This window comes from Pseudomonas coronafaciens pv. oryzae str. 1_6 (assembly GCF_000156995.2).
In the GTDB taxonomy this organism is placed as follows: Bacteria; Pseudomonadota; Gammaproteobacteria; order Pseudomonadales; family Pseudomonadaceae; genus Aquipseudomonas; species Aquipseudomonas tremae.
On the sequence record NZ_CP046035.1, the window covers coordinates 3899812 to 3921992 of the forward strand.

The window sequence follows — 22181 nt, forward strand, 5'->3', positions numbered from 1 at the left end:
GGAGGCAGTTTATCGACTGTGCACGCTTGATATTAAAAAGGTATCAGCCATCAGATGAGCGATTATCGGCGCAGGTCACCGTCTCCAAGGCCTTTTCAAGCTTTTGCAGACGTCGCGCCATGTCATCGATCTTGCGCAAACGTGCTGCGCTCTTGCGCCACTCGGCGGCTGGCTGCATTGCCGTACCCGACGAGTAGGAACCCGGCTCGGTGATGGAATGCGTGACCATGGTCATACCCGTGATGTAAACGCCATCGCAAATATCTATATGTCCTACCAGGCCGACACCGCCAGCCAGCATGCAATGCTTGCCGATTTTGGTGCTTCCAGAGATACCGACACACGCAGCCATTGCCGTGTGGTCGCCGACCTGTACGTTGTGGGCAATCTGAATCTGGTTATCCAGTTTGACGCCATTGCCAATTCGCGTATCAGCCAGCGCACCCCGATCGATTGCCGTATTGACGCCAACCTCGACGTCATCACCGAGGGTGACGCCACCGATCTGTGCAACCTTGTGGTAGATACCTTGGTCCTTGGCAAAGCCAAAGCCTTCGCCACCCAGCACGGCACCCGACTGAATGACGACGCGCTTGCCAATGCGCACATCGTGATAAAGCGTTACCCGCGGGGCCAGCCAGCCGCCCTCACCGATCTCGCAGCGAGCGCCGATGAAGCAGTGAGCACCGATGCTGACACCTGCTGCAATACGCACACCGCTCTCGATCACAGCAAAAGCGCCAATACTGGCAGCAGGATCAATCAGTGCATCTGCGGCAATCACAGCCGTCGGATGAACGCCTGCGCTACTTTTAGGCTTGGGATCGAAAAAATGCGAAATGCGCGCGTAGGCCAGGTAAGTATCAGGAACCACCAGCGCATTACCGGTGTAACCGTCGGCGTCTGCGGGCTTGAGCAGCACGGCAGAAGCTTGGGTATCGACCAGCAATTTACGATACTTGGGATTTGCCAGGAAACTGACTTGACCAGGGCCGGCCTCTTGCAAAGTGGCCAGCCCGGTGATTTCGATATCCTTGTCGCCACGTAACGTGGCACCAAGGAACTCGGCCAACTGGCCGAGCTTGATGGTTATGCTCATGGTTACTTCAGCTGGTTCATGCGCTCGATGACTTGGCGAGTCACGTCATACTGAGGCTTGACGTCAATCACGGCACCGCGCTCGAACACCAGGTCGAAGCCGCCTTTCTTGATCACTTCTTCAACTGCCTGATCCAGCTTAGGCTTCAACTGCTTGAGCATTTCACGGTCAGCAACAGCTTTAGCTTCGTTCAGCTCTTTGGACTGGAACTGGAAATCACGGGCCTTTTGCTTGAATTCAAGCTCCAGACGCTCACGCTCAGGCTGAGCCATCTTGTCGCCACCGCTGACCAGACGATCCTGAATACCTTTGGCGCTGCTTTCCAGGCTTTTCAGCTTGGTCAGTTGCGGGCCGAACTTCTTCTCGGCGTCTACGGCGTAACGCTTGGCAGCGTCGGATTCCAGCAGGGCCATCTGATAGTTCAGTACCGCGATCTTCATGTCAGCAAATGCAGGGCTGGCGACCAATACGGTGGCCAGCATTACCAATTGAGTCAACTTACGCACAATACAACTCCTACAAAATTCGTTGCGTTATCAAAGATCAGACGCTTAGAAAGTCTGACCCAGGGAGAATTGGAAAACCTGAGTTTCAGCTTCGTCGTCCGGCTTCTTGATCGGCATCGCCAGGGCGAAGCTCAGAGGACCGAGAGCTGTGATCCAGGTAACACCGATACCCACAGAGCTGGCCATACCGGACAGGTCGATGTCGTTGCACTCGACTTTCTTGCCGCTTGCAGATGTCTTGCTGGAATCGCACTTGGTATTGAACACGTTGCCGACGTCCCAGAACACAGAGGTACGCAGCGAGCGCTGATCCTTGACGAATGGCAGCGGGAACATGACTTCTACGCCACCCTGAACCAGGGCATTACCACCGAACGGCAGTGGATCCTGATCCGGATCGGCGAGAGTACCTTGATTTCCGGTTACCGACGCACCACGACTCGGCGTGCTACGCGGACCGAGCGTGCTGTCCTTGAAGCCACGAACCGAGTTGAAGCCGCCTGCATAGTAGTTCTCGTAGAACGGCAGACCCGAGGTCGAACCGTAACCGTCGCCGTAACCCAGCTCGGTGTGCAGACGCAGGGTGTAATTGTCGGTGATCGGGTGGAAGTACTGCGCACGATAATCGAGCTTGAAGAACGACAGGTCACTGCCCGGCAAGGTGGATTCGAACACCAGGCTTTGCGAATGACCACGGGTTGCCAGAACGCCTTTGTTCAGCGTCGACTCGGACCAGCCGACCGAACCCTTGAAGTTCAGGTACTTGTCGCCTTCCTTCTGGACGAAATCAAAAATCTCGTCAACGGTGTACTTGCCGGTCTTGATCTCGTCCTGCTGGACCGTCAGGCCGTAAGTCAGACGCGACGTCTCGCTGATCGGGTAACCGAGGTTGATACCGGCACCCAGGCTGTCTACTGCATAGCTTGCAACATCAACGTCGAGGTCGTCGTAGTTGGTGGTGCGGTAAAAGGCGTTGTAACCCAGGCTGACACCGTCCGGCGTGTAGTACGGATCGACGTAGCTGAAGTTGTAACGGCTCTGGTATTCACTGCGGGTCAGGCCGATGCTGACTTTGTTGCCCGTACCCAAGAAGTTGTTCTGGCTGATCGAACCACCCAGGATCAAACCTGCGCTTTGCGCGAAGCCGACGCTGGCGGTGATGGAGCCGGACGCCTGTTCTTCAACAGCGTAGTTGACGTCCACCTGATCGTCGGTGCCCGGAACTGGCGGCGTCTCGACGTTGACTTCCTTGAAGAAGCCCAGACGATCCAGACGGGTCTTGGACTGGTCGATAAGGTAGGTTGAAGCCCAGCCGCCTTCCATCTGACGCATTTCGCGACGCAGCACTTCGTCTTCCGACTTGGTGTTGCCGCGGTAGTTGATGCGGTTGACGTATGCACGCTTGCCGGGATCGACCACAAAGGTGATATCGACTGTGTGATCTTCGTTGTTCGGGGTCGGCACGCCGTTGACGTTGGCGAAGGTGTAGCCTTCGTTACCCAGACGACGGGTTATCAGCTCGGACGTCGTGGTCATGACCTTGCGCGAGAACACCTGACCAGGCTGAACCAGCAGCAGGGACTTGACCTGATCTTCTGGCACCTTCAGGTCGCCGCTCAGCTTGACCGACTTGACGCTGTACTTCTCGCCTTCGTTGATGTTGACCGTGATGTACACGTTCTTCTTGTCAGGCGTGATCGAAACCTGGGTCGAGGCGATATCCATGTTGATATAGCCGCGGTCAAGGTAGTACGAACGCAGACGCTCAAGGTCGCCCGAGAGTTTTTCACGAGCGTACTTGTCATCGTTTTTGAAGAACGACAGCCAGTTGCTGGTCTTGAGTTCGAACAGGTCGGTCAGGTCTTCGTCGGAGAAAACCGTGTTACCCACCACGTTGATGTGCTGGATCGACGCAACCGTACCTTCATTGATGTTGATCTTCAGGCCCACGCGGTTACGCGGCTGAGGAACAACCTCGGCGTCAACCTCGGCGGAGTAACGACCTTGGGCAACGTACTGACGTTGCAGCTCGTTACGCACACCTTCGAGGGTTGCACGCTGGAAAATCTCACCTTCGGCCAGACCGGACTGTTTTAGCCCCTTCATCAGGTCTTCGGTGGAGATGGCCTTGTTACCTTCAATTTCGATGCTCGCAACGGACGGGCGCTCGACGACGCTGATGACGAGTACGTTGCCATCGCGACCCAGCTGGATATCTTGAAAGAAACCGGTTTTGAACAACGAACGGGTAGCCTCCACCAAGCGACCGTCATCCGCCTGCTCGCCTACGTTCAGCGGCAACGCGCCAAAGACACTGCCGGCGGATACCCGCTGCAGGCCGTTGACACGGATATCGGAGATGGTGAAGGACTCGGCGTGAACTTCAGCGATCATCAGTGCGGAAAGAACCGCAGTTAGCAGCAGACGTTTCATGAAGTCCTTTCTTATTCCAACTGGCAATAAACAAACTGCCGCAAAATGCGGCAGATTCGCAACTCGGCAACGCTTTACAGTCGGCCCAGATCGTTGACCAGCGCGAGCAACATTACGCCCACTACCAGACTGATACCGATCTGCGCCCCCCAACCTTGAACCTTTTCCGAAAGGGGACGACCACGCGCCCACTCGATCAGATAAAACAGCAAATGCCCCCCGTCCAGGACGGGAATGGGCAGCAGATTCAGAACCCCCAGGCTAATACTCAGATAAGCGAGGAAGTTCAGAAAATCTCCGATGCCCGACTGGGCCGAAGCGCCCGCCACTTTAGCAATGGTTATCGGTCCACTCAAGTTTTTTACCGAGAGCTCGCCGAACAACATTTTCTTGAGCGAGTCCAGAGTCAGCACACTCATGCTCCAGGTGCGCTTTACACCCTCGGCCATGGCGGCCAAAGGACCGTAGCTGACCTCACGCAGCATTTCCGGTGGCCAATCGACAGCTTTTACACCCGCACCCAGATAACCGGCGGCCGATTTGCCTTCGCCTTTGGCGGCAAGAGTCACCGGAACGTCAATTTGTGCACCGTCACGCTCTATACGCAGCGATACTTTCGCCTCGGGGCGCTCACGCACCCGGTCGACAACCTGTTGCCACTCACTGAGCGGCTGACCGTCCATCGAAATCAGCCGATCGCCGGTTTTGAGACCTGCACTCTGCGCCGGACCTTTCGGGTCGATTTCTGCCAGGATCGGCAGCAAGGCCGGACGCCATGGGCGAATACCCAGCGACTTGATCGGATCAGGCTCTTCTGCGCCTCTGAGCCAGTCATTCAATACCAGCTCGCGAGAGGTATCGACCGTCGAGCCCTGATCCCTGACTTTCATGGCTATGGTGCCGCTCTCACCCAGGCGGCGGACCAATTGCAGATTGACGCCAGCCCAGCCTGAGGTTGGCTCACCATCCACAGCGACGATTTCCTGCCCGGCGGTCAGGCCGGCCTGTTGAGCGATGCTTCCAGACTCGACTGCGCCAATGACCGGGCGCACCTGCTCGCTACCCATCATCGCCAAAACCCAGAAAAAGGCGATGGCCAGAAGGAAGTTAGCCGTCGGGCCGGCGATCACAATCGCAATGCGCTGCCCTACCGTCTTGCGGTTGAAGGACTGATCGGCCAGTTCGGGCGGAACATTGCCTTCGCGCTCGTCGAGCATCTTTACGTAGCCACCCAGAGGAATCGCAGCAACGACGTACTCGGTCCCTTGGCGGTCGTGCCAGCGCAGCAACGGCGTGCCGAAACCTACAGAAAAACGCAGTACCTTGACGCCACAGCGCCGAGCCACCCAGAAGTGGCCGAATTCGTGAAATGTCACCAGCACGCCCAAGGCAATAAGGGTGCCGAGAATCATATATAAAGCACTCATCAGGCTTCTCCGGGTACCGACTGATCGGTCAGTGTGTTAATCATCGCAGACCTCGAGGCCCGCCTTTGACGCACCACATCAACCCTTGCGTTCATTGCCCGCTTCGATCGAGCCATCGGCCCGCCAGCAGTCTTGCCTTGGCATCCACTGCAAACACCGCGTCGAGCTCTTCGACCGCCGTGACGGGCTCCTGATTCAGGACATCCTCGATCATACCGGCGATTTCCGGGTAACGGATACGCCCGTCAAGAAATGCCGCAACCGCCACTTCGTTGACCGCGTTGAGCATGGCAGGCGCACTGCCGCCCGCCTCGGCGGCCTGACGCGCCAGCCTGAGGCAAGGAAAACGCCCTTCATCGGGGGCCTGAAAGTCCAGCTGGCCGATGCGAAACAGATCAAGCGGCGCAACGCCAGATTCTACACGTGCAGGCCAGGCGAGCGCATTGGCAATGGGTATACGCATGTCGGGATTACCCAACTGAGCCAGCACAGAGCCATCAACGTAATCGACCAGCGAGTGAATCACGCTCTGGGGATGGATCACAACCTCGATCTGATCGGGGCGCGCATCGAACAGCCAGCAAGCCTCGATCAGCTCCAGCCCCTTGTTCATCATGGTGGCCGAATCGACGGAAATCTTGCGCCCCATCGACCACACAGGGTGGGCACAAGCCTGTGCCGGGGTCACATCTCGCAACTGCTCAAGCGGGGTCTCGCGAAAAGGTCCGCCAGACGCTGTGAGCATGATACGTCGAACACCGACAGCACCCAGACCGCGAGCAAAGTCGACGGGCAGGCACTGAAAAATCGCGTTGTGCTCGCTGTCGATAGGCAGCAGCACAGCGCCGCTCTGGCGAACAGCCTGCATGAACAAGGCGCCGGACATGACCAGCGCCTCCTTGTTGGCGAGCAACACCTTCTTGCCCGCCTCCACCGCAGCCAGCGTAGGACGTAACCCTGCGGCCCCAACGATGGCAGCCATCACTGCATCGACCCGCGGGTGCGCAGCTACTTCACACAAGCCGCTTTCGCCGACCAGCACCCGGGTATCGAGGCCGGCCGCAGCCAGGTCATCCTGCAATTTGCGGGCGACAACCTGATCCGGCACCACTGCGTATTGCGGCGTGTGCTTGATGCACAACGCAAGCAGCTCGGCCAGCCGACTGAAACCGGTTAACGCAAACACCTGATAAAGGGCCGGATGACGTGCAATGACATCCAGCGTGCTCAACCCTATGGAGCCGGTCGCCCCCAGAACGGTGATCTGTTGCGGAGCACTCACATCACACCCCATTCAGCAGCCCATAACAGGACGGCAAAAACGGGTATGGCAGCGGTCAGGCTGTCTATGCGGTCCAGTACGCCGCCGTGCCCGGGCAGCAGATTGCTGCTGTCCTTGATACCGGACTGGCGCTTGAACATGCTTTCAGTCAGATCACCGATCACGGAAATGAACACGATTACCGCTGCACCCAGCAGCCCGGCGACAAACTGGACAGCCGTCCAGTCACGGGAGATACCCACGGCGGCAGTAATGCCCAGACTGACCACCAGCCCACCGTATACACCTTCCCAGCTCTTGCCCGGGCTTACCTTGGGCGCCAGCTTGCGTTTGCCGAAAGCCTTGCCGGAGAAATAGGCACCGATGTCGGCAGCCCAGACCAGCACCATCACGGACAGAATCAGCCAGTTGCCCAGCGGCCACTGCTTTATCAACACCAGCCCCTGCCAGGCAGGCAGCAGCACCAGCAGCCCGATCACAAGCTTGCAGACCGCGCTCGCCCAGTGATTGCTGGAATCAGGGTAAGTGAGGACCAGATAGGTCGCAACGCCCCACCAGATAACGGCGGCGACAAGCACCCAGGGCTCGAGACCCGGCAGCAGATACATGAGAAACAGCAGGATGGCGACCAGAGCTGCGTAGCCCAAGCGCATAGACTGGGAAGCGAACCCGGCCAGTCGCGCCCATTCCCAGGCGCCCAGCACGACAACGCCTCCGATGAACAGAGCGAAATACATGCCGGTGAGCAGGAAAAAACCACACAGCGCGATCGGCAACAGAATGAGTGCCGTGATAATCCGTTGTTTCAGCATTAAGCCCGGGCTCCAGCTTCTACCTGTTCGCTGGTTCTACCGAAGCGACGTTGGCGAGAAGCGAAATCAGCCAGCGCAGCGCGCATGGCATCGTGTTTGAAGTCCGGCCAGAACAGGTCGGAGAAATACAGCTCGGCATACGCCAGCTGCCAAAGCAGGAAATTACTGATGCGGTGCTCGCCACCGGTGCGAATGCACAGGTCCGGCAGAGGCAGGTCGCCGGTCGCAAGACAGGTCTGCAACAGCTCGGGCGTGATGTCCTCCGGCTGCAGGTGCCCGGCCTGAACTTCGCGCGCCAGACGCTGGGCAGCTTGTGCAATGTCCCACTGCCCACCGTAATTGGCAGCGATCTGCAGGACGAAGCGGCTGTTGCCGGACGTCCGCGTCTCTGCCTCGCGCATTGCAGCCTGAAGCTCAGGGTGAAAACGCGAACGGTCACCAATAATTCGCAGGCTGATTTCGTTTTCGTTCAGGCGCTTGGTTTCACGGCGCAACGCTGTGAAAAAAAGCTCCATCAACGCACCGACTTCTTCAGCCGGACGCTGCCAGTTTTCACTGGAAAACGCGAACAGGGTCAGCACTTCGACCTTGGCCTCGGCACACACCTCGATAACAGCCCGAACAGCGTCGACGCCGGCCTTGTGACCGGCGACGCCTGGCAGGAGGCGCTTCTTCGCCCAGCGATTATTACCATCCATGATAATCGCGACATGACGCGGCACCGATGACGGCCCGGCCGGTTTTATCTTTTCCATGAAAGCGTCCGAAACCTTAAACAGCCATCAGATCAGCTTCTTTCTGCTTCACCGCAACTTCGATTTCCGCTACGAACTTGTCGGTCAGCTTCTGGATGTCGTCAGCACCACGACGCTCTTCGTCTTCACTGATTTCCTTCTCCTTGACCAGATCCTTCAGCTGGCTCAGCGCATCACGGCGGATGTTACGCACGGCCACACGGGCGTCTTCGGCAGCATCGCGGGCCTGTTTGGTGAAGCCCTTGCGGGTTTCTTCGGTCAGGGCCGGCATGGAGATCAGCAGCAGCTCACCGAGGTTGGTCGGGTTGAAGCCCAGACCGGAGCTCTGGATAGCCTTGTCGACGGCAGCGAGCATATTGCGTTCGAACGCAACAACCTGCAGGGTGCGCGAGTCCTTGACGGTTACGTTGGCAACCTGGCTCAGCGGCGTGTCTGCGCCGTAATAAGGAACCATGACACCACCCAGAATGCTTGGATGAGCCTTGCCGGTGCGGATGCGGGTGAAGGCATGAGCCAGCGACTCAAGGCTTTTCTGCATGCGCACTTGGGCGTCTTTCTTGATTTCGTTGATCATTGTTGGGCTTCCTCGATCAGGGTTCCTTCAGCGCCGCCATGGACGATATTCAGAAGGGCACCCGGCTTGTTCATGTTGAAGACGCGCAGTGGCATCTTGTGATCGCGACACAGGCAGATTGCGGTCAGATCCATCACACCCAGCTTGCGATCCAGCACTTCATCGTAAGTCAGATGATCGAACTTCTCGGCATTCGGGTCCTTGAACGGGTCTGCGGTGTACACACCGTCCACCTTGGTCGCCTTGAGCACCACATCGGCGTCGATTTCAATTGCACGCAGGCAGGCCGCCGAATCGGTTGTGAAGAACGGATTCCCCGTACCCGCAGCGAAAATAACCACTTCCTTGGCGCTGAGATGGCGCATGGCCTTGCGACGATCATAATGATCCGTCACGCCCAGCATGGAAATGGCCGACATCACGATGGCGGTGATATTAGCGCGCTCCAGCGCATCGCGCATTGCCAGCGCGTTCATCACCGTGGCCAGCATTCCCATGTGGTCGCCAGTCACCCGATCCATGCCTGCAGCACTCAGCGCTGCACCACGGAACAGGTTGCCACCGCCGATAACCAGACCAACCTGGACGCCGATACCGACCAGTTGACCGACTTCCAGCGCCATGCGGTCCAGCACCTTGGGGTCGATGCCGAACTCTTCCGAGCCCATGAGGGCCTCGCCGCTAAGCTTGAGTAGAATGCGTTTATAGCGAGCCTGATAACCACTGCCCTGCTGAGCCATTGCGAATCTCTCCTGCGGCGTTTTTCTGAAAAAAATCTGTGCGAGCTATTTCAAGCCTGCGCTTACTTTAGCTTGACGCTTCGAAAGCGTCGGGAGAATGCAGCCTTGTGGGCACAATCTCCAGAAAAATTTCCTGCCCCCTTTCGACAAAGAGGCCGCACGCGTATGCGGGCAGCCTCTTTGGGGCGACAGTTATAAAACCGTCTTACTGCTTGCTGGCAGCTACTTGAGCAGCGACTTCTTCAGCGAAGTTGTCGACTGGCTTCTCGATGCCATCGCCTACTTTGTAGTAGGTGAAAGACACGATTTCAGCGCCGGCTTTCTTGGCCAGCTCACCGACCTTGACTTCAGGGTTCTTGACGAAAGCCTGTTCAACCAGGCTGGCTTCTGCCAGGAACTTGGTGATACGACCGCCAACCATCTTTTCGACGATTTCAGCTGGCTTGCCTTTGATCTTGTCTTCGTTCAGTTGCAGGAAGACACTCTTCTCGCGCTCGATCGCTTCGGCAGACACTTCCGAAGGCAACAGGAACTCGGGGTTGCTTGCCGCTACGTGCATGGCAATATCTTTAGCCAGCTCGACGTCGCCGCCCTTCAGAGTAACCACAACACCGATCTTGTTGCCGTGCAGGTAAGCACCAACAACGTCACCTTCGATGCGCTTCAGGCGACGGATATTGACGTTTTCGCCAACCTTGCCGACCAGTACCAGACGCGCAGCTTCCTGAGCTTCGATCAGCGGAGCGACATCAGTCATCTTGTCGGCAAAGGCTTTTTCAACGCTTGCAGCGACGAAGCTCTTGAAATCGTCCTGCAGAGCGAGGAAGTCGGTCTGCGAGTTGACTTCGATGATGACGGCAGCCTTGCCGTCTTCCTTGATAGCGATAGCGCCTTCAGCAGCAACGTTGCCTGCTTTCTTGGCGGCCTTGATGGCGCCGGAAGCACGCATTTCGTCGATTGCTTTTTCGATGTCGCCGCCAGCCTTGGTCAAGGCCTTTTTGCAATCCATCATGCCTTCGCCGGTACGCTCGCGCAGTTCTTTGACCAACGCTGCAGTAATCTCTGCCATTTCAAAATCCTCTTGGATAGGTCTTCAACCATTCCACCCGGCTCGCCGGGCGTGCAATTCTTGAAAAATCAGGGTGGCAGCAGCACATGACAACAAGGTCATGGCTACAGACCGACAAATCATTTCACAGGTGGCAAAAAGGGGGCTAAGCCCCCTTTTCGCGTACTGAGTAAACGCCAGGCGTTTTTACTCAGCCTTCTACAGCAGCTGCTGGAGCTTCTTCGACGAATACGTCGGTGCCGCCAGCAACATTGTTGCGACCACGGATAACAGCATCAGCCATCGAACCCATGTACAGCTGGATGGCGCGGATTGCGTCATCGTTGCCCGGGATGATGTAGTCAATGCCTTGAGGACTGCTGTTGGTATCGACTATGCCGATAACAGGGATGCCCAGCTTGTTGGCTTCGGTGATCGCGATGCGCTCGTGATCAACGTCGATGACGAACAGTGCGTCTGGCAGACCGCCCATGTCCTTGATACCACCCAGGCTGCGATCCAGTTTTTCCAGATCACGGGTACGCATCAAAGCTTCTTTCTTGGTCAGCTTGGCGAAAGTACCGTCTTCGGACTGTATTTCGAGCTCACGCAGGCGCTTGATCGACTGACGGATGGTCTTGAAGTTGGTCAGCATGCCGCCCAACCAGCGATGATCGACGTACGGCGAGCCGCAACGTGCTGCTTCTTCAGCAACGATCTTGCCAGCGGAACGCTTGGTGCCAACGAACAGAATCTTGTTTTTACCCGACGCCAGGCGCTCAACGAAAGTCAGTGCCTCGTTGAACATCGGCAGGGTTTTTTCAAGGTTGATGATGTGAATCTTGTTGCGCGCGCCGAAAATGTACTTAGCCATTAACGGGTTCCAGTAACGCTTTTGGTGACCGAAGTGGCAACCGGCCTTAAGCATATCGCGCATATTGACTTGGGACATAAATAGTTCCTTGATAAGTCGGGTTAGGCCTCCACGTATCCCAATGACCAACCAGTGGCATCTGCCAAGGGCACCCAGGTCATCGTGTCGACACGTGTGTGGGTTTGTGCTTCAAGGACGGACCTTGGAAAGCGGCGCATTTTATATCACAAAAGGGAAGAGAACGGAACTCCAATCAACCTCTTGTTTTACCGGACTTTTAAGCGCGCATCGATTGCCTATAGAAGGAAGCGATGATCACCCGGCGCGGGTGGTCTGATAGAATTGCCGCTTTGCGCACCAACCACGTGCCAGCCACGTCGAGAGATTCAGCATGACCATCACCCTCAAAACCCCGGAAGACATCGAAAAGATGCGCATTGCCGGCCGCCTGGCCGCCGATGTACTGGAAATGATCGCGCCGCACGTCAAGCCTGGCGTCACCACCGAAGAGCTGGACCGCATCTGTCATGACTATATAGTCAACGAGCAGAAGGCGATCCCTGCCCCGCTCAATTACAAGGGTTTTCCCAAGTCGATCTGCACTTCGATCAATCAGGTAGTCTGCCATGGCATCCCGAGCGACAAGAAGCTTAAAGACGGCGACTCGCTCAATATCGACGTCACCGTGATCAAGGATGGCTATCACGGCGACACCAGCAGGATGTTTCACGTCGGCACTGTTCCGGTATGGGCCGAGCGCCTGTCGAAAGTGACCCAGGAATGCCTCTACAAGGCGATCGAAATCGTCAAGCCCGGCACACGCCTGGGCGACATCGGTGCCGTCATTCAGAAACACGCCGAAAAAAACGGCTTCTCGGTGGTGCGTGAGTTCTGCGGCCACGGCATCGGCAAGGTGTTTCATGAAGAGCCGCAAGTCATGCACTTCGGCGAAGCAGGCACCGGCATCGAGCTAAAAGAAGGAATGACCTTCACCATTGAGCCGATGATCAACCAGGGCCGACCTGAAACCAAGATTCTTGGCGATGGCTGGACCGCAATCACCAAGGACCGCAAGCTTTCGGCACAATGGGAGCACACCCTGCTGGTGACCGCTGACGGTTACGAAATCTTCACTTTACGCAGCGACGATACCATTGCACAAAAGGCTCCCTGAGCCCGGTTGAACGCCTGATCACCAACGCGCCCAGCCCGACACGAGGAATACTGCTCAATGCCGCAAGTAGATCCGGACTTGTTCGATCGTGGCCAGTTCCAGGCCGAACTGGCCTTGAAAGCCAGCCCCATCGCTGCGTTCAAGAAGGCCATCCGAAGAGCCAGAGATGTTCTTGACGATCGTTTCAAAGCGGGCCGCGACATTCGCCGACTGATCGAGGACCGGGCCTGGTTTGTCGACAACATTTTGCAAAAGGCCTGGGATCAGTTCGAATGGAGCGAAGATGCCGACATCTCGTTGCTGGCAGTGGGCGGCTACGGTCGCGGTGAACTGCACCCCTACTCGGACATTGACCTGCTGATCCTGCTGGAAAGCGATGATCACGAAGTTTTTCGCGACCCTATCGAGCGTTTTCTGACGCTGCTGTGGGATATCGGCCTGGAGGTCGGACAAAGCGTCCGTTCGGTGCGCGAATGCGCGCAGGAAGGGCTGGCCGACCTGACGGTGATTACCAACCTGATGGAAAGCCGCACCATCGCCGGCCCCGAGCACTTGCGCCAGCGCATGCTGGAAGTCACCAGCACCCGGCACATGTGGCCAAGCAAAGAGTTTTTTCTGGCTAAGCATGCCGAGCAGATAAAACGCCACCACAAATACAACGACACCGAATACAACCTTGAGCCCAACGTCAAAGGGTCCCCGGGTGGCCTGCGCGATATCCAGACCATTCTCTGGGTCGCCCGGCGTCAGTACGGCACACTGAACCTGCATGCACTGGCAGGCGAAGGCTTCCTGCTGGGGAGCGAAAATGCCCTGCTGGCCTCCTCCCAGGAGTTTCTCTGGAAAGTACGCTATGCCCTGCACATGCTGGCCGGACGATCCGAAGACCGGCTGCTGTTCGATTATCAGGTGCGCATCGCCGGGCTGCTGGGTTACGAAGACAATGACGCCAAGCTCGCTATAGAGCGCTTCATGCAGAAGTACTACCGTGTGGTCATGAGCATCGCTGAGCTGAGCGACCTGATCATCCAGCACTTCGAGGAAGTCATCCTTTCCGATGACGGAGGCACGCCTCAGCCGATCAATTCGCGCTTTCAGCTGCACGACGGCTATATAGAAGCAACCAACCCGAACGTCTTCAAGCGCACACCTTTCGCCATGATGGAGATTTTCGTGCTGATGGCTCAGCACCCTGAGATAAAAGGCGTGCGTGCCGACACCATTCGTCTGCTGCGCGAACATCGACACCTGATCAACGACGATTTCCGCAACGATATTCGCAACACCAGCCTGTTCATTGAGCTGTTCAAGTGCGAGACAGGCATCCATCGCAATCTGCGTAGAATGAACCGCTACGGCATTCTGGGCCTGTACCTGCCCGAATTCGGTCATATCGTCGGGCAGATGCAACATGATCTGTTCCACATCTATACCGTCGACGCGCACACGCTGAACCTGATCAAGCACTTGCGTAAACTGCAGTACACCGAGGTTTCCGAGAAATTCCCGCTGGCCAGCAAGATCATGGCGCGCCTGCCGAAGCCGGAACTTATCTACCTTGCCGGCCTGTATCACGACATCGGCAAAGGTCGCGGTGGCGATCATTCCGAACTCGGTGCGGTGGACGCGCATGCATTCGGCGAGCGCCATCACTTGCCTGCATGGGACAACCGGCTGATCGTCTGGCTGGTAAGCAACCATCTGGTGATGTCCACCACGGCACAGCGCAAGGACCTCTCCGATCCACAGGTCATCCACGATTTCGCCCAGTTCGTGGGCGATGAAGTGCATCTCGATTACCTGTATGTGCTAACCGTCGCCGACATCAACGCAACTAATCCCACGCTATGGAACTCCTGGCGGGCCAGTCTGTTGCGCCAGCTGTACACCGAGACCAAGCGTGCCTTGCGTCGCGGCCTGGAGAACCCGGTCGATCGGGAAGAGCAGATTCGACGCACGCAGATAGCCGCACTGGACATCCTCGTACGCAACGGCACTGACCCGGATGACGTCGAGCAACTCTGGTCAGCGTTGGGCGACGACTATTTTCTGCGCCACACCGCTGGTGATGTAGCCTGGCACAGCGATGCAATCCTGCAGCAGCCAGCCGACGGCGGCCCGCTGGTGCTGATCAAGGAAACGACCCAGCGCGAGTTCGAGGGCGGCACGCAGATCTTCATCTATGCCCCGGACCAGCATGACTTCTTCGCTGTGACCGTGGCAGCGATGGACCAGCTGAACCTGAACATCCATGACGCGCGCATCATCACGTCCAGCAGTCAGTTCACACTCGACACCTACATCGTGCTGGACCATGAGGGCGGCTCGATCGGCAACAACCCTGAGCGTATTCAGGACATTCGTGAAGGCCTTACCGAAGCGCTGCATAACCCGGATGACTATCCGACGATCATCAAGCGCCGCGTCCCCCGCCAGCTCAAGCATTTTGCCTTCGCGCCGCAGGTCACCATCCACAACGACGCCCAGCGTCCGGTGACGGTGCTCGAACTGCTGGCACCAGACCGGCCCGGCCTGCTGGCACGTGTCGGCAAGATCTTTCTGGAGTTCGACCTGTCCCTGCAGAACGCCAAGATTGCAACCCTCGGTGAACGCGTGGAAGACGTTTTCTTCATCACCGACGCCAACAATCAACCGCTTTCCGACCCGCAATTGTGCAGCCGTTTGCAGGAAGCGATCGTCAAGCAACTTAGCGTCAACTCGGACACCGGCGGCGATCTGCGGATCAGCATATGAACACTCGACCACACGCACTGGCCCAACGCAGCTCATCGAGGAACACGCTTCATGAATAACGCCATGCAACTGCTTCAGCCCTACCCTTTCGAGAAGCTTCGCGCATTGCTCGGAAGCGTGACGCCCAACCCGGAAAAACGCCCGGTGGCGCTGTCTATTGGCGAGCCCAAGCACCGCTCCCCCGATTTCGTTGCCAAGGCACTGGCCGACAACCTCGACCAGATGGCGGTTTATCCGACCACCCTGGGCATCCCTGCACTGCGCGAAGCGATTGCCGGGTGGTGCAGTCGCCGGTTTGGCGTTCCGCAAGGCTGGATCGACCCGGCGCGCAATGTACTGCCGGTCAACGGCACACGCGAGGCACTGTTTGCATTCACTCAAACAGTGGTCAATCGCAGTGATGACGGCCTGGTGGTCAGCCCGAATCCGTTCTATCAGATCTATGAAGGCGCGGCATTTCTCGCCGGCGCCCAGCCTCACTATCTACCGTGCCTGAGCGAGAACGGCTTCAATCCGGACTTCGACGCAGTCAGCCCGGACATCTGGAAGCGTTGCCAGATTCTCTTTCTGTGTTCGCCGGGTAACCCGACAGGGGCGTTGATTCCGGTTGAAACCCTGAAAAAACTCATTGCGCTGGCTGACGAGCATGATTTCGTGATTGCAGCCGACGAATGCTACAGCGAGCTGTATTTCGACGAACAAACCCCGCCGCCAGGCCTGCTCAGCGCCTGTGTCGAACTGGGCCGTGAGGATTTCAAGCGCTGCGTGGTGTTCCACAGCCTGTCAAAGCGCTCCAACCTGCCAGGGCTGCGCTCGGGATTTGTCGCGGGCGATGCCGAGATTCTGAAAGCATTCCTGCTGTATCGCACCTATCACGGCTGCGCAATGCCGGTGCAAACTCAATTGGCCAGCATCGCGGCCTGGAATGATGAAGATCACGTGCGCGCCAACCGTGACCTGTACCGCGAGAAGTTCGACGCGGTGCTCGACATTCTGGCTCCGGTTCTGGATGTGCAGCGTCCGGACGGCGGGTTCTACCTGTGGCCACACGTGGGCGCCGATGACGCTGCATTCTGTCGCGACCTGTTCGTTGATCAACACGTCACTGCGGTTCCCGGCTCGTACCTGTCGCGGGAAGTCGATGGCGTCAACCCGGGCGCCGGCCGCGTGCGTCTGGCGCTGGTCGCGCCACTGGCCGAGTGCATAGAGGCAGCGGAACGCATCCGGGCTTTCGTGCTCAAGTAAAGCAACCACCCCGCCGCATGCAATGTGCGGCGGGGTAATTAGTTACCACCTGTCACACTTTTAGCGACTGTACCTTCAACCTTCATTTTTCATGCTTCCTTATGGAAGCGATCTACCATGAAGGCCAATTACATGCCCGTTTCAGCCACTCAGAACATAAAACTGCCAGCGCCCTGCTGCATACGCAGCACTGGCAGCCAGCAGGCCTCATACGACGCCGCAATCCGCGAGAACCCGTCCAATACGGCCACCGCACCAGCCCAAACATCACAATCCGGCCAAAGCACGGGCAATACAAACCATCAGGCACGTCTTCTGGTGTCGTTCACCCGATACTGGGCACGCGGGCGAACCCTGAAAATTCTTTTTCAAAACGACCCGCCAGTCACCCTGAAAGGCCCGGTCATCGAAGCCGCAAACAAATGGCTGCCACACATCAATCTGAAATTCGAGTTCGTGACGGATGGGCCGAGCGATATCCGCATCGGTTTCAATGAGCAACTGAACTGGAGCGCGATCGGCACCGATAACCTGCTGGCAGCGCAGGATGAAACCACGATGGAGTTCAACATCAAGGATATATACACGCCAGACCTCAAACCTGGCGCAGAGCTGACACGCATTGTGCTGCATGAATTCGGACATGCCTTGGGCGCCGTTCACGAACACCAGCACCCTCAGGCCAACATCCCCTGGAACGAACCCCTGCTGCGCACGCTGCTGGCTCAGACCGGGCTGACTGATGACGAGATCAACAGCAATTTTTTCGAACTGTACGAGTCAGCCGACTTCCATCACTCGGCGTATGACCGGGAATCGATAATGCACTACGACATTCCCAATGGAGTGACCCTTGGCGACTTCGAGATCATCAATGCCGGCAAGACGCTCAGCAAAAATGATATTGAAGTGATGGGCGCCATCTACCCGCCGCGCGCTGATACCGATATGTTGCGCTGAGAGCAATACGCTACCAGCCCCCCGATAACCAGCTCCGCCAATAGGTCGCGCCACCGGCTTCGCGCAGCGAAGGGTGGCGTGACCTGACCCTGCAAGGCAACTACTCCCGGGTCCGCAATTTTTCCGCGACCCACCCGACGGCCCAACTTACCGGGTCGTGGGACTGCATGGGCAACAGTGGTTTACCCTCACGCGCCGCCAATCGCCCCTCTGTCTCGGCTTCGCCGTGAATCCATAACGTACTCTGCTTGAACCCTTCGGCTCTTTGGCGCTCCCGGTAATAACGTTGCCGGACAAGCGCCTCCTGACGCTTCTTTTCTTGCTCAGACATAACGCACCCAGCCTTCAAGTGGAGAGTAATAATTGCTCGCGCAGGGCTTGCCACTCAAGCACGACAGGGTGAAGTTTTCTTAATGACGGTTAGGCTTATTATCTAGTTTTCGTTCAGTAACCGTACTGACGCTGTCACAACATTGGACGGGATGACGTGGCATAATGCGCGGCTGACAAGCCGAGGAGAAATGTGGGGGTATCGAGCAAGACCAGCCGCCCCACCTAAAACAATGACTTACACTCTATATGGCATCAAAGCGTGCGACACCATGAAGAAGGCCCGCACCTGGCTCGACGAGCATGCGGTGAGCCACGAATTTCATGACTACAAGACACAGGGCATCGACCGTGAGCACCTGACGCAGTGGTGCAATGAACATGGATGGCAGGTGGTGCTGAATCGCGCAGGCACTACGTTTCGCAAACTCGATGACGGACAGAAAGCCGATCTCGACCAGACCAAAGCCATCGAACTGATGCTCGCGCAGCCTTCAATGATCAAGCGCCCGGCGCTCGATCTTGGCAACAAAACCCTGATCGGCTTCAAACCTGACCTGTATGCAGCGGCTTTACAGTAAGCCCAAGCGCTACTGAAAGCCCCTTGATAAAGTTAAGAGGTATTTACATGTCCAATACTCTGTTCAGCCTGGCCTTCGGCGTCGGCACCCAGAATCGTCAAGGGGCATGGCTGGAAGTGTTCTACGCCCAGCCCCTGATCAATCCTTCGGCAGCGCTGGTGGCTGCAATCGCGCCAGTCTTGGGTTACACCGACGGCAACAAGGCGATTACCTTCAATGTCGACCTGGCCTACAAGCTGGCCGAAGCCATGAAACCAGTCGACGCGACTCAGGCCGCACTCCTGACCCGCCTGGCTGAAAGCCAGAAGCCTCTGGTTGCGACCCTGCTGGCCGAAGACACAACACTGACCTCAACCCCCGAGGCCTACCTCAAGCTGCACCTGCTGTCACATCGCCTGGTCAAGCCGCACGGCCTGAACCTGGCAGGCATCTTCCCGTTGCTGCCAAACGTTGCATGGACCAGCCAGGGCGCAATCGATCTGGCCGAGCTGGCAGAGCGCCAACTCGAAGCGCGCCTCAAAGGCGAGCTGCTGGAAGTCTTCTCGGTCGACAAGTTCCCGAAAATGACCGACTACGTCGTGCCGAGCGGCGTGCGTATCGCTGACAGCGCTCGCGTGCGTCTGGGCGCCTACATTGGCGAAGGCACCACCGTGATGCACGAAGGCTTCGTCAACTTCAATGGCGGCACCGAAGGTCCCGGCATGATCGAAGGCCGCGTTTCCGCAGGCGTATTCGTCGGCAAGGGCTCGGACCTGGGTGGCGGTTGCTCGACCATGGGCACGCTGTCCGGTGGCGGCAACATCATCATCAAGGTCGGCGAAGGCTGCCTGGTCGGCGCCAATGCCGGTATCGGTATTCCGCTGGGCGACCGCAACACTGTGGAGTCGGGCCTGTACGTGACCGCTGGTACCAAGGTTGCGTTGCTTGATGAAAACAACGAGCTGGTGAAGATCGTCAAGGCGCGCGAACTGGCGGGCCAGAACGACTTGCTGTTCCGTCGCAACTCGCAGACTGGCGCAGTGGAATGCAAAACCCACAAGTCGGCCATCGAGCTGAACGAAGCACTGCACGCTCACAACTGATGCTGTGTGTGGGTTCGACGTCCTCCGACGTTGAACCCACCTTCACACGCAGGACCCACAATGCCCCTCTTCTCCCCCTGGCGTGCCGATTTTCCAGCGATCGCCGCCTTGCAACGCCAAGGCCAGACCTATCTGGACAACGCGGCTACCACGCAAAAACCTCAGGCACTGATCGATGCCCTGACCCACTACTTCAGCAACGGTGCCGCCAATGTGCATCGTGCCCAACATCTGCCCGGCGCACATGCCACTCAGGCCTTCGAAGCCAGCCGGCTCAAGGCAGCCCACTGGCTGAATGCCGGTGACAGCGGGCAAATCATATTTACCCACGGCGCAACCTCTGCACTCAATCTGCTGGCCTACGGGCTGGAACATGAGTTCTCGGCGGGTGACGAGATCGCCATCAGCGCGCTTGAGCATCACGCTAACTTGTTGCCTTGGCAGCAACTGGCGCAGCGTCGGGGCCTGAAACTGGTGATTCTGCCCATTGATGAGCGCGGCGTGATCGATTCTGAAGCAGCCGCCAGCCTGATCGGGCCACGCACGCGATTGCTGGCAGTCAGTCAGTTTTCCAATGTACTCGGGACCTGGCAGCCGCTGGCCCGCCTTGTTGCGATTGCCAAGGCACACGGCGCACTGACCGTCGTGGATGGCTCGCAAGGCGTTGTGCATGGTCGCCACGACGTGCAGGCGCTGGGCTGCGACTTCTACGTGTTCTCCAGCCACAAACTCTACGGCCCGGAAGGGCTCGGTGTTCTGTACGGGCGCAACGATGCCCTGCCGAACCTGACGCACTGGCAGTTCGGCGGCGAGATGGTGCTGACTGCCGACTATCAGCACGCAAAATTTCGTCCGGCACCTCTGGGTTTTGAAGCAGGCACACCGCCCATTGCCAGCGTGATCGGCCTCGGAGCAACGCTCGATTATCTGGAAAACCTCGACCATCAGGCAGTCGCCGATCATGAATCAAGACTGCATCGGCGTTTGCTGGAAGGTTTGCAACAGCGTGATGGCATTCAGGTATTGGGCGACCCTGACCTGGCACTGGTCAGCTTCGTGGCACACGGTGTACACAATGCCGACCTTGCCCATCTGCTGACCGAGCAAGGCATTGCGGTACGCGCGGGACATCACTGCGCAATGCCGCTGTTCAAGACACTCGGTCTGCCCGGCGCCATACGGGTTTCGCTTGCGCTGTACAACGACTCGGACGACTTGCTGCGGTTTTTCAGCGCACTGGATCAGGCTCTGGAGCTGCTCAGATGACTATTCCGGCCACTGCACTCATTGCCCTGGAGACCTTCGCGCAACCACAGAGCTGGGAGCAGCGCGCACGCCTTCTAATGCAGTGGGGTGATCGTCTGCCACCGCTGGACGATCATGAAAAGTCGGATGACCATCTGGTGCATGGCTGCGAAAGCAAGGTCTGGCTGACTGGCGAACTCGGTGCCGATGGCTGGCAGTTTCAGGCCAGCAGCGACGCACGGCTGATTCGCGGGCTGGTTGCGCTTTTGCTGGCACGGGTCAACGGGCTGTCTGCCTCGGAGCTGGAAAGCGTGGACCTGCCTGACTGGTTCACCCAACTGGGGTTGAGTCGCCAGCTTTCACCCTCGCGCAGCAATGGTTTGAACGCTGTGCTACAAAAGATGCGTGAGCTGACTCAGGCCTGAACGTCTGTTGCAGCTAGCGGTTTGACCCGCTCGGACGGTCGTCGCGTCCCTGCGACCAGCTTGTCCACGGCGCGGGTTGCGGCAACCATGCCAAACGTCGCGGTGACCATCATTACCGCGCCGAAACCGCCCGCACAGTCCAGCTTGACGCCATCACCGACAAACTTCTTTTCCAGACAGATGCTGCCATCCGGCTTCGGATAACGCAGTTGCTCGGTGGAAAACACACAAGGCACGCTGTAATGGCGGTTTGGGGTGCGCGAAAAGCCGTAATCGCGACGCAGTGTAGAGCGCACCTTGGAGGCCAGCGGGTCATTGAACGTACGGTTCAGGTCGGCGATCTGGATCAGGGTCGGATCAATCTGCCCGCCCGCACCGCCGGTGGTAACCATCTGAATCTTGCGTCGTTTGCACCAGGAGATCAGCGCAGCCTTGGCGTTGACGCTGTCGATGCAGTCGATCACAAAGTCCATGTCCTGAGTGATGCACTCGGCCATGGTGTCGCGGGTCACGAAATCCGTTACAGCGTGTACGACGCAATCAGGGTTGATAGCCCGAATGCGCTCGGCCATTACCTCGACCTTCGGCCGTCCGACCGTGCTGTCCAGCGCATGCAACTGGCGGTTGCTGTTGCTGACACAGACATCGTCCATGTCAAACAGCGAAATCTCGCCCACGCCACTGCGCGCCATCGCTTCCGCCGCCCACGAGCCCACGCCGCCGATACCGACCACCGCCACGTGAGCCGCGCGCAGACGTGCCAGCCCCTCAATGCCGTACAAACGGGCGATGCCTGCGAAACGTGGATCGTCTGTGTTCATGATCAATACCCCGA

Annotated in this window: 21 protein-coding genes; 8 read left to right on the forward strand and 13 right to left on the reverse strand. The window is 57.8% G+C overall.

What is annotated here, in order from left to right; all coding sequences use genetic code 11:
• Positions 1-43 precede the first annotated feature (43 nt).
• The 11 genes from lpxD to rpsB form a co-directional block, all read right to left on the reverse strand.
• Positions 44-1099, reverse strand: coding sequence for a UDP-3-O-(3-hydroxymyristoyl)glucosamine N-acyltransferase (lpxD, locus tag POR16_RS17465; protein WP_005891831.1), 1056 nt, complete (start codon positions 1097-1099; stop codon positions 44-46).
• 2 nt (positions 1100-1101) lie between these two features.
• Positions 1102-1605, reverse strand: a complete 504-nt coding sequence (locus POR16_RS17470; protein WP_003314303.1) for an OmpH/Skp family outer membrane protein — start codon at positions 1603-1605, stop codon at positions 1102-1104.
• A 45-nt stretch (positions 1606-1650) separates the two neighbouring features.
• Positions 1651-4038, reverse strand: coding sequence for an outer membrane protein assembly factor BamA (gene bamA, locus POR16_RS17475; protein WP_005891829.1), 2388 nt, complete (start codon positions 4036-4038; stop codon positions 1651-1653).
• Between the two features lie 74 nt (positions 4039-4112).
• Positions 4113-5465, reverse strand: a complete 1353-nt coding sequence (gene rseP / locus POR16_RS17480) for a sigma E protease regulator RseP (protein ID WP_005891827.1) — start codon at positions 5463-5465, stop codon at positions 4113-4115.
• Positions 5466-5556: 91 nt separating this feature from the next.
• Positions 5557-6747, reverse strand: coding sequence for a 1-deoxy-D-xylulose-5-phosphate reductoisomerase (gene ispC, locus POR16_RS17485; protein ID WP_005891825.1), 1191 nt, complete (start codon positions 6745-6747; stop codon positions 5557-5559).
• Positions 6744-7559, reverse strand: coding sequence for a phosphatidate cytidylyltransferase (locus POR16_RS17490; protein ID WP_024671817.1), 816 nt, complete (start codon positions 7557-7559; stop codon positions 6744-6746). The genes ispC and POR16_RS17490 overlap by 4 nt, the downstream gene beginning before the upstream one ends.
• Positions 7559-8314 (reverse strand): polyprenyl diphosphate synthase, encoded by a 756-nt coding sequence (uppS, locus tag POR16_RS17495; RefSeq protein WP_024671816.1) that lies wholly within the window; start codon positions 8312-8314, stop codon positions 7559-7561. Before uppS ends, POR16_RS17490 begins: the two co-directional genes overlap by 1 nt.
• 16 nt (positions 8315-8330) lie before the next feature.
• A complete protein-coding gene (frr, locus tag POR16_RS17500) occupies positions 8331-8888 on the reverse strand; it encodes a ribosome recycling factor (protein WP_005891818.1) in 558 nt (185 codons plus the stop codon).
• Positions 8885-9628, reverse strand: coding sequence for a UMP kinase (gene pyrH / locus POR16_RS17505; RefSeq protein WP_002554728.1), 744 nt, complete (start codon positions 9626-9628; stop codon positions 8885-8887). Before pyrH ends, frr begins: the two co-directional genes overlap by 4 nt.
• 205 nt (positions 9629-9833) lie before the next feature.
• Positions 9834-10697: a translation elongation factor Ts gene (tsf, locus tag POR16_RS17510; RefSeq protein ID WP_024671815.1), complete on the reverse strand. Its 864-nt coding sequence runs from the start codon at positions 10695-10697 to the stop codon at positions 9834-9836.
• 190 nt (positions 10698-10887) lie between these two features.
• On the reverse strand, positions 10888-11628 hold the full coding sequence (rpsB, locus tag POR16_RS17515; RefSeq protein WP_005891816.1) for a 30S ribosomal protein S2: 741 nt from the start codon (positions 11626-11628) through the stop codon (positions 10888-10890).
• A gap of 313 nt (positions 11629-11941) precedes the next feature.
• Here rpsB and map point away from each other — a divergent pair, with 313 nt between their 5' ends.
• The 4 genes from map (at position 11942) to POR16_RS17535 (ending at position 17683) form a co-directional block, all read left to right on the forward strand.
• The gene (gene map / locus POR16_RS17520) at positions 11942-12724 is read left to right on the forward strand and encodes a type I methionyl aminopeptidase (protein ID WP_005891813.1); all 783 of its coding nucleotides are present in this window, start codon (positions 11942-11944) and stop codon (positions 12722-12724) included.
• A gap of 57 nt (positions 12725-12781) precedes the next feature.
• The gene (locus POR16_RS17525) at positions 12782-15478 is read left to right on the forward strand and encodes a [protein-PII] uridylyltransferase (RefSeq protein ID WP_005891811.1); all 2697 of its coding nucleotides are present in this window, start codon (positions 12782-12784) and stop codon (positions 15476-15478) included.
• Positions 15479-15529: 51 nt separating this feature from the next.
• Positions 15530-16723 (forward strand): succinyldiaminopimelate transaminase, encoded by a 1194-nt coding sequence (gene dapC, locus POR16_RS17530; RefSeq protein ID WP_005891809.1) that lies wholly within the window; start codon positions 15530-15532, stop codon positions 16721-16723.
• A gap of 117 nt (positions 16724-16840) precedes the next feature.
• Positions 16841-17683 carry a matrixin family metalloprotease gene (locus tag POR16_RS17535; protein WP_005891807.1) on the forward strand — a complete coding sequence of 281 codons (843 nt, stop codon included), beginning with the start codon at positions 16841-16843 and terminating at the stop codon, positions 17681-17683.
• 100 nt (positions 17684-17783) lie between these two features.
• Here POR16_RS17535 and POR16_RS17540 read toward each other — a convergent pair whose 3' ends face one another.
• The gene (locus POR16_RS17540; protein WP_005891805.1) at positions 17784-18014 is read right to left on the reverse strand and encodes a hypothetical protein; all 231 of its coding nucleotides are present in this window, start codon (positions 18012-18014) and stop codon (positions 17784-17786) included.
• 232 nt (positions 18015-18246) lie between these two features.
• Between POR16_RS17540 and POR16_RS17545 the strand changes: the two genes are divergently transcribed.
• Genes POR16_RS17545 through POR16_RS17560 form a run of 4 tightly spaced genes read left to right on the forward strand, consistent with a single transcriptional unit; the run spans position 18247 to position 21346 of the window.
• Positions 18247-18594, forward strand: coding sequence for an ArsC family reductase (locus tag POR16_RS17545; RefSeq protein WP_005891803.1), 348 nt, complete (start codon positions 18247-18249; stop codon positions 18592-18594).
• Between the two features lie 47 nt (positions 18595-18641).
• The gene (gene dapD / locus POR16_RS17550) at positions 18642-19676 is read left to right on the forward strand and encodes a 2,3,4,5-tetrahydropyridine-2,6-dicarboxylate N-succinyltransferase (RefSeq protein WP_005891801.1); all 1035 of its coding nucleotides are present in this window, start codon (positions 18642-18644) and stop codon (positions 19674-19676) included.
• A gap of 60 nt (positions 19677-19736) precedes the next feature.
• On the forward strand, positions 19737-20942 hold the full coding sequence (locus POR16_RS17555) for an aminotransferase class V-fold PLP-dependent enzyme (RefSeq protein WP_005891799.1): 1206 nt from the start codon (positions 19737-19739) through the stop codon (positions 20940-20942).
• Positions 20939-21346: a SufE family protein gene (locus POR16_RS17560; RefSeq protein ID WP_005891797.1), complete on the forward strand. Its 408-nt coding sequence runs from the start codon at positions 20939-20941 to the stop codon at positions 21344-21346. The genes POR16_RS17555 and POR16_RS17560 overlap by 4 nt, the downstream gene beginning before the upstream one ends.
• Here the strand turns inward: POR16_RS17560 and tcdA are convergent.
• Positions 21337-22167, reverse strand: a complete 831-nt coding sequence (gene tcdA / locus POR16_RS17565) for a tRNA cyclic N6-threonylcarbamoyladenosine(37) synthase TcdA (protein WP_024671813.1) — start codon at positions 22165-22167, stop codon at positions 21337-21339. The genes POR16_RS17560 and tcdA overlap by 10 nt on opposite strands.
• Positions 22168-22181: the final 14 nt, after the last annotated feature.

Coding starts and splice junctions, on each gene's coding strand:
- lpxD (WP_005891831.1), bottom strand. CDS start 1,099: ATGAGCATAACCATCAAGCTCGGCCAGTTGGCCGAGTTCCTTGGTGCC.
- bamA (WP_005891829.1), bottom strand. CDS start 4,038: ATGAAACGTCTGCTGCTAACTGCGGTTCTTTCCGCACTGATGATCGCT.
- rseP (WP_005891827.1), bottom strand. CDS start 5,465: ATGAGTGCTTTATATATGATTCTCGGCACCCTTATTGCCTTGGGCGTG.
- POR16_RS17490 (WP_024671817.1), bottom strand. CDS start 7,559: ATGCTGAAACAACGGATTATCACGGCACTCATTCTGTTGCCGATCGCG.
- uppS (WP_024671816.1), bottom strand. CDS start 8,314: ATGGAAAAGATAAAACCGGCCGGGCCGTCATCGGTGCCGCGTCATGTC.
- frr (WP_005891818.1), bottom strand. CDS start 8,888: ATGATCAACGAAATCAAGAAAGACGCCCAAGTGCGCATGCAGAAAAGC.
- pyrH (WP_002554728.1), bottom strand. CDS start 9,628: ATGGCTCAGCAGGGCAGTGGTTATCAGGCTCGCTATAAACGCATTCTA.
- tsf (WP_024671815.1), bottom strand. CDS start 10,697: ATGGCAGAGATTACTGCAGCGTTGGTCAAAGAACTGCGCGAGCGTACC.
- rpsB (WP_005891816.1), bottom strand. CDS start 11,628: ATGTCCCAAGTCAATATGCGCGATATGCTTAAGGCCGGTTGCCACTTC.
- map (WP_005891813.1), top strand. CDS start 11,942: ATGACCATCACCCTCAAAACCCCGGAAGACATCGAAAAGATGCGCATT.
- POR16_RS17525 (WP_005891811.1), top strand. CDS start 12,782: ATGCCGCAAGTAGATCCGGACTTGTTCGATCGTGGCCAGTTCCAGGCC.
- dapC (WP_005891809.1), top strand. CDS start 15,530: ATGAATAACGCCATGCAACTGCTTCAGCCCTACCCTTTCGAGAAGCTT.
- POR16_RS17535 (WP_005891807.1), top strand. CDS start 16,841: ATGAAGGCCAATTACATGCCCGTTTCAGCCACTCAGAACATAAAACTG.
- POR16_RS17540 (WP_005891805.1), bottom strand. CDS start 18,014: ATGTCTGAGCAAGAAAAGAAGCGTCAGGAGGCGCTTGTCCGGCAACGT.
- POR16_RS17545 (WP_005891803.1), top strand. CDS start 18,247: ATGACTTACACTCTATATGGCATCAAAGCGTGCGACACCATGAAGAAG.
- dapD (WP_005891801.1), top strand. CDS start 18,642: ATGTCCAATACTCTGTTCAGCCTGGCCTTCGGCGTCGGCACCCAGAAT.
- POR16_RS17555 (WP_005891799.1), top strand. CDS start 19,737: ATGCCCCTCTTCTCCCCCTGGCGTGCCGATTTTCCAGCGATCGCCGCC.
- POR16_RS17560 (WP_005891797.1), top strand. CDS start 20,939: ATGACTATTCCGGCCACTGCACTCATTGCCCTGGAGACCTTCGCGCAA.
- tcdA (WP_024671813.1), bottom strand. CDS start 22,167: ATGAACACAGACGATCCACGTTTCGCAGGCATCGCCCGTTTGTACGGC.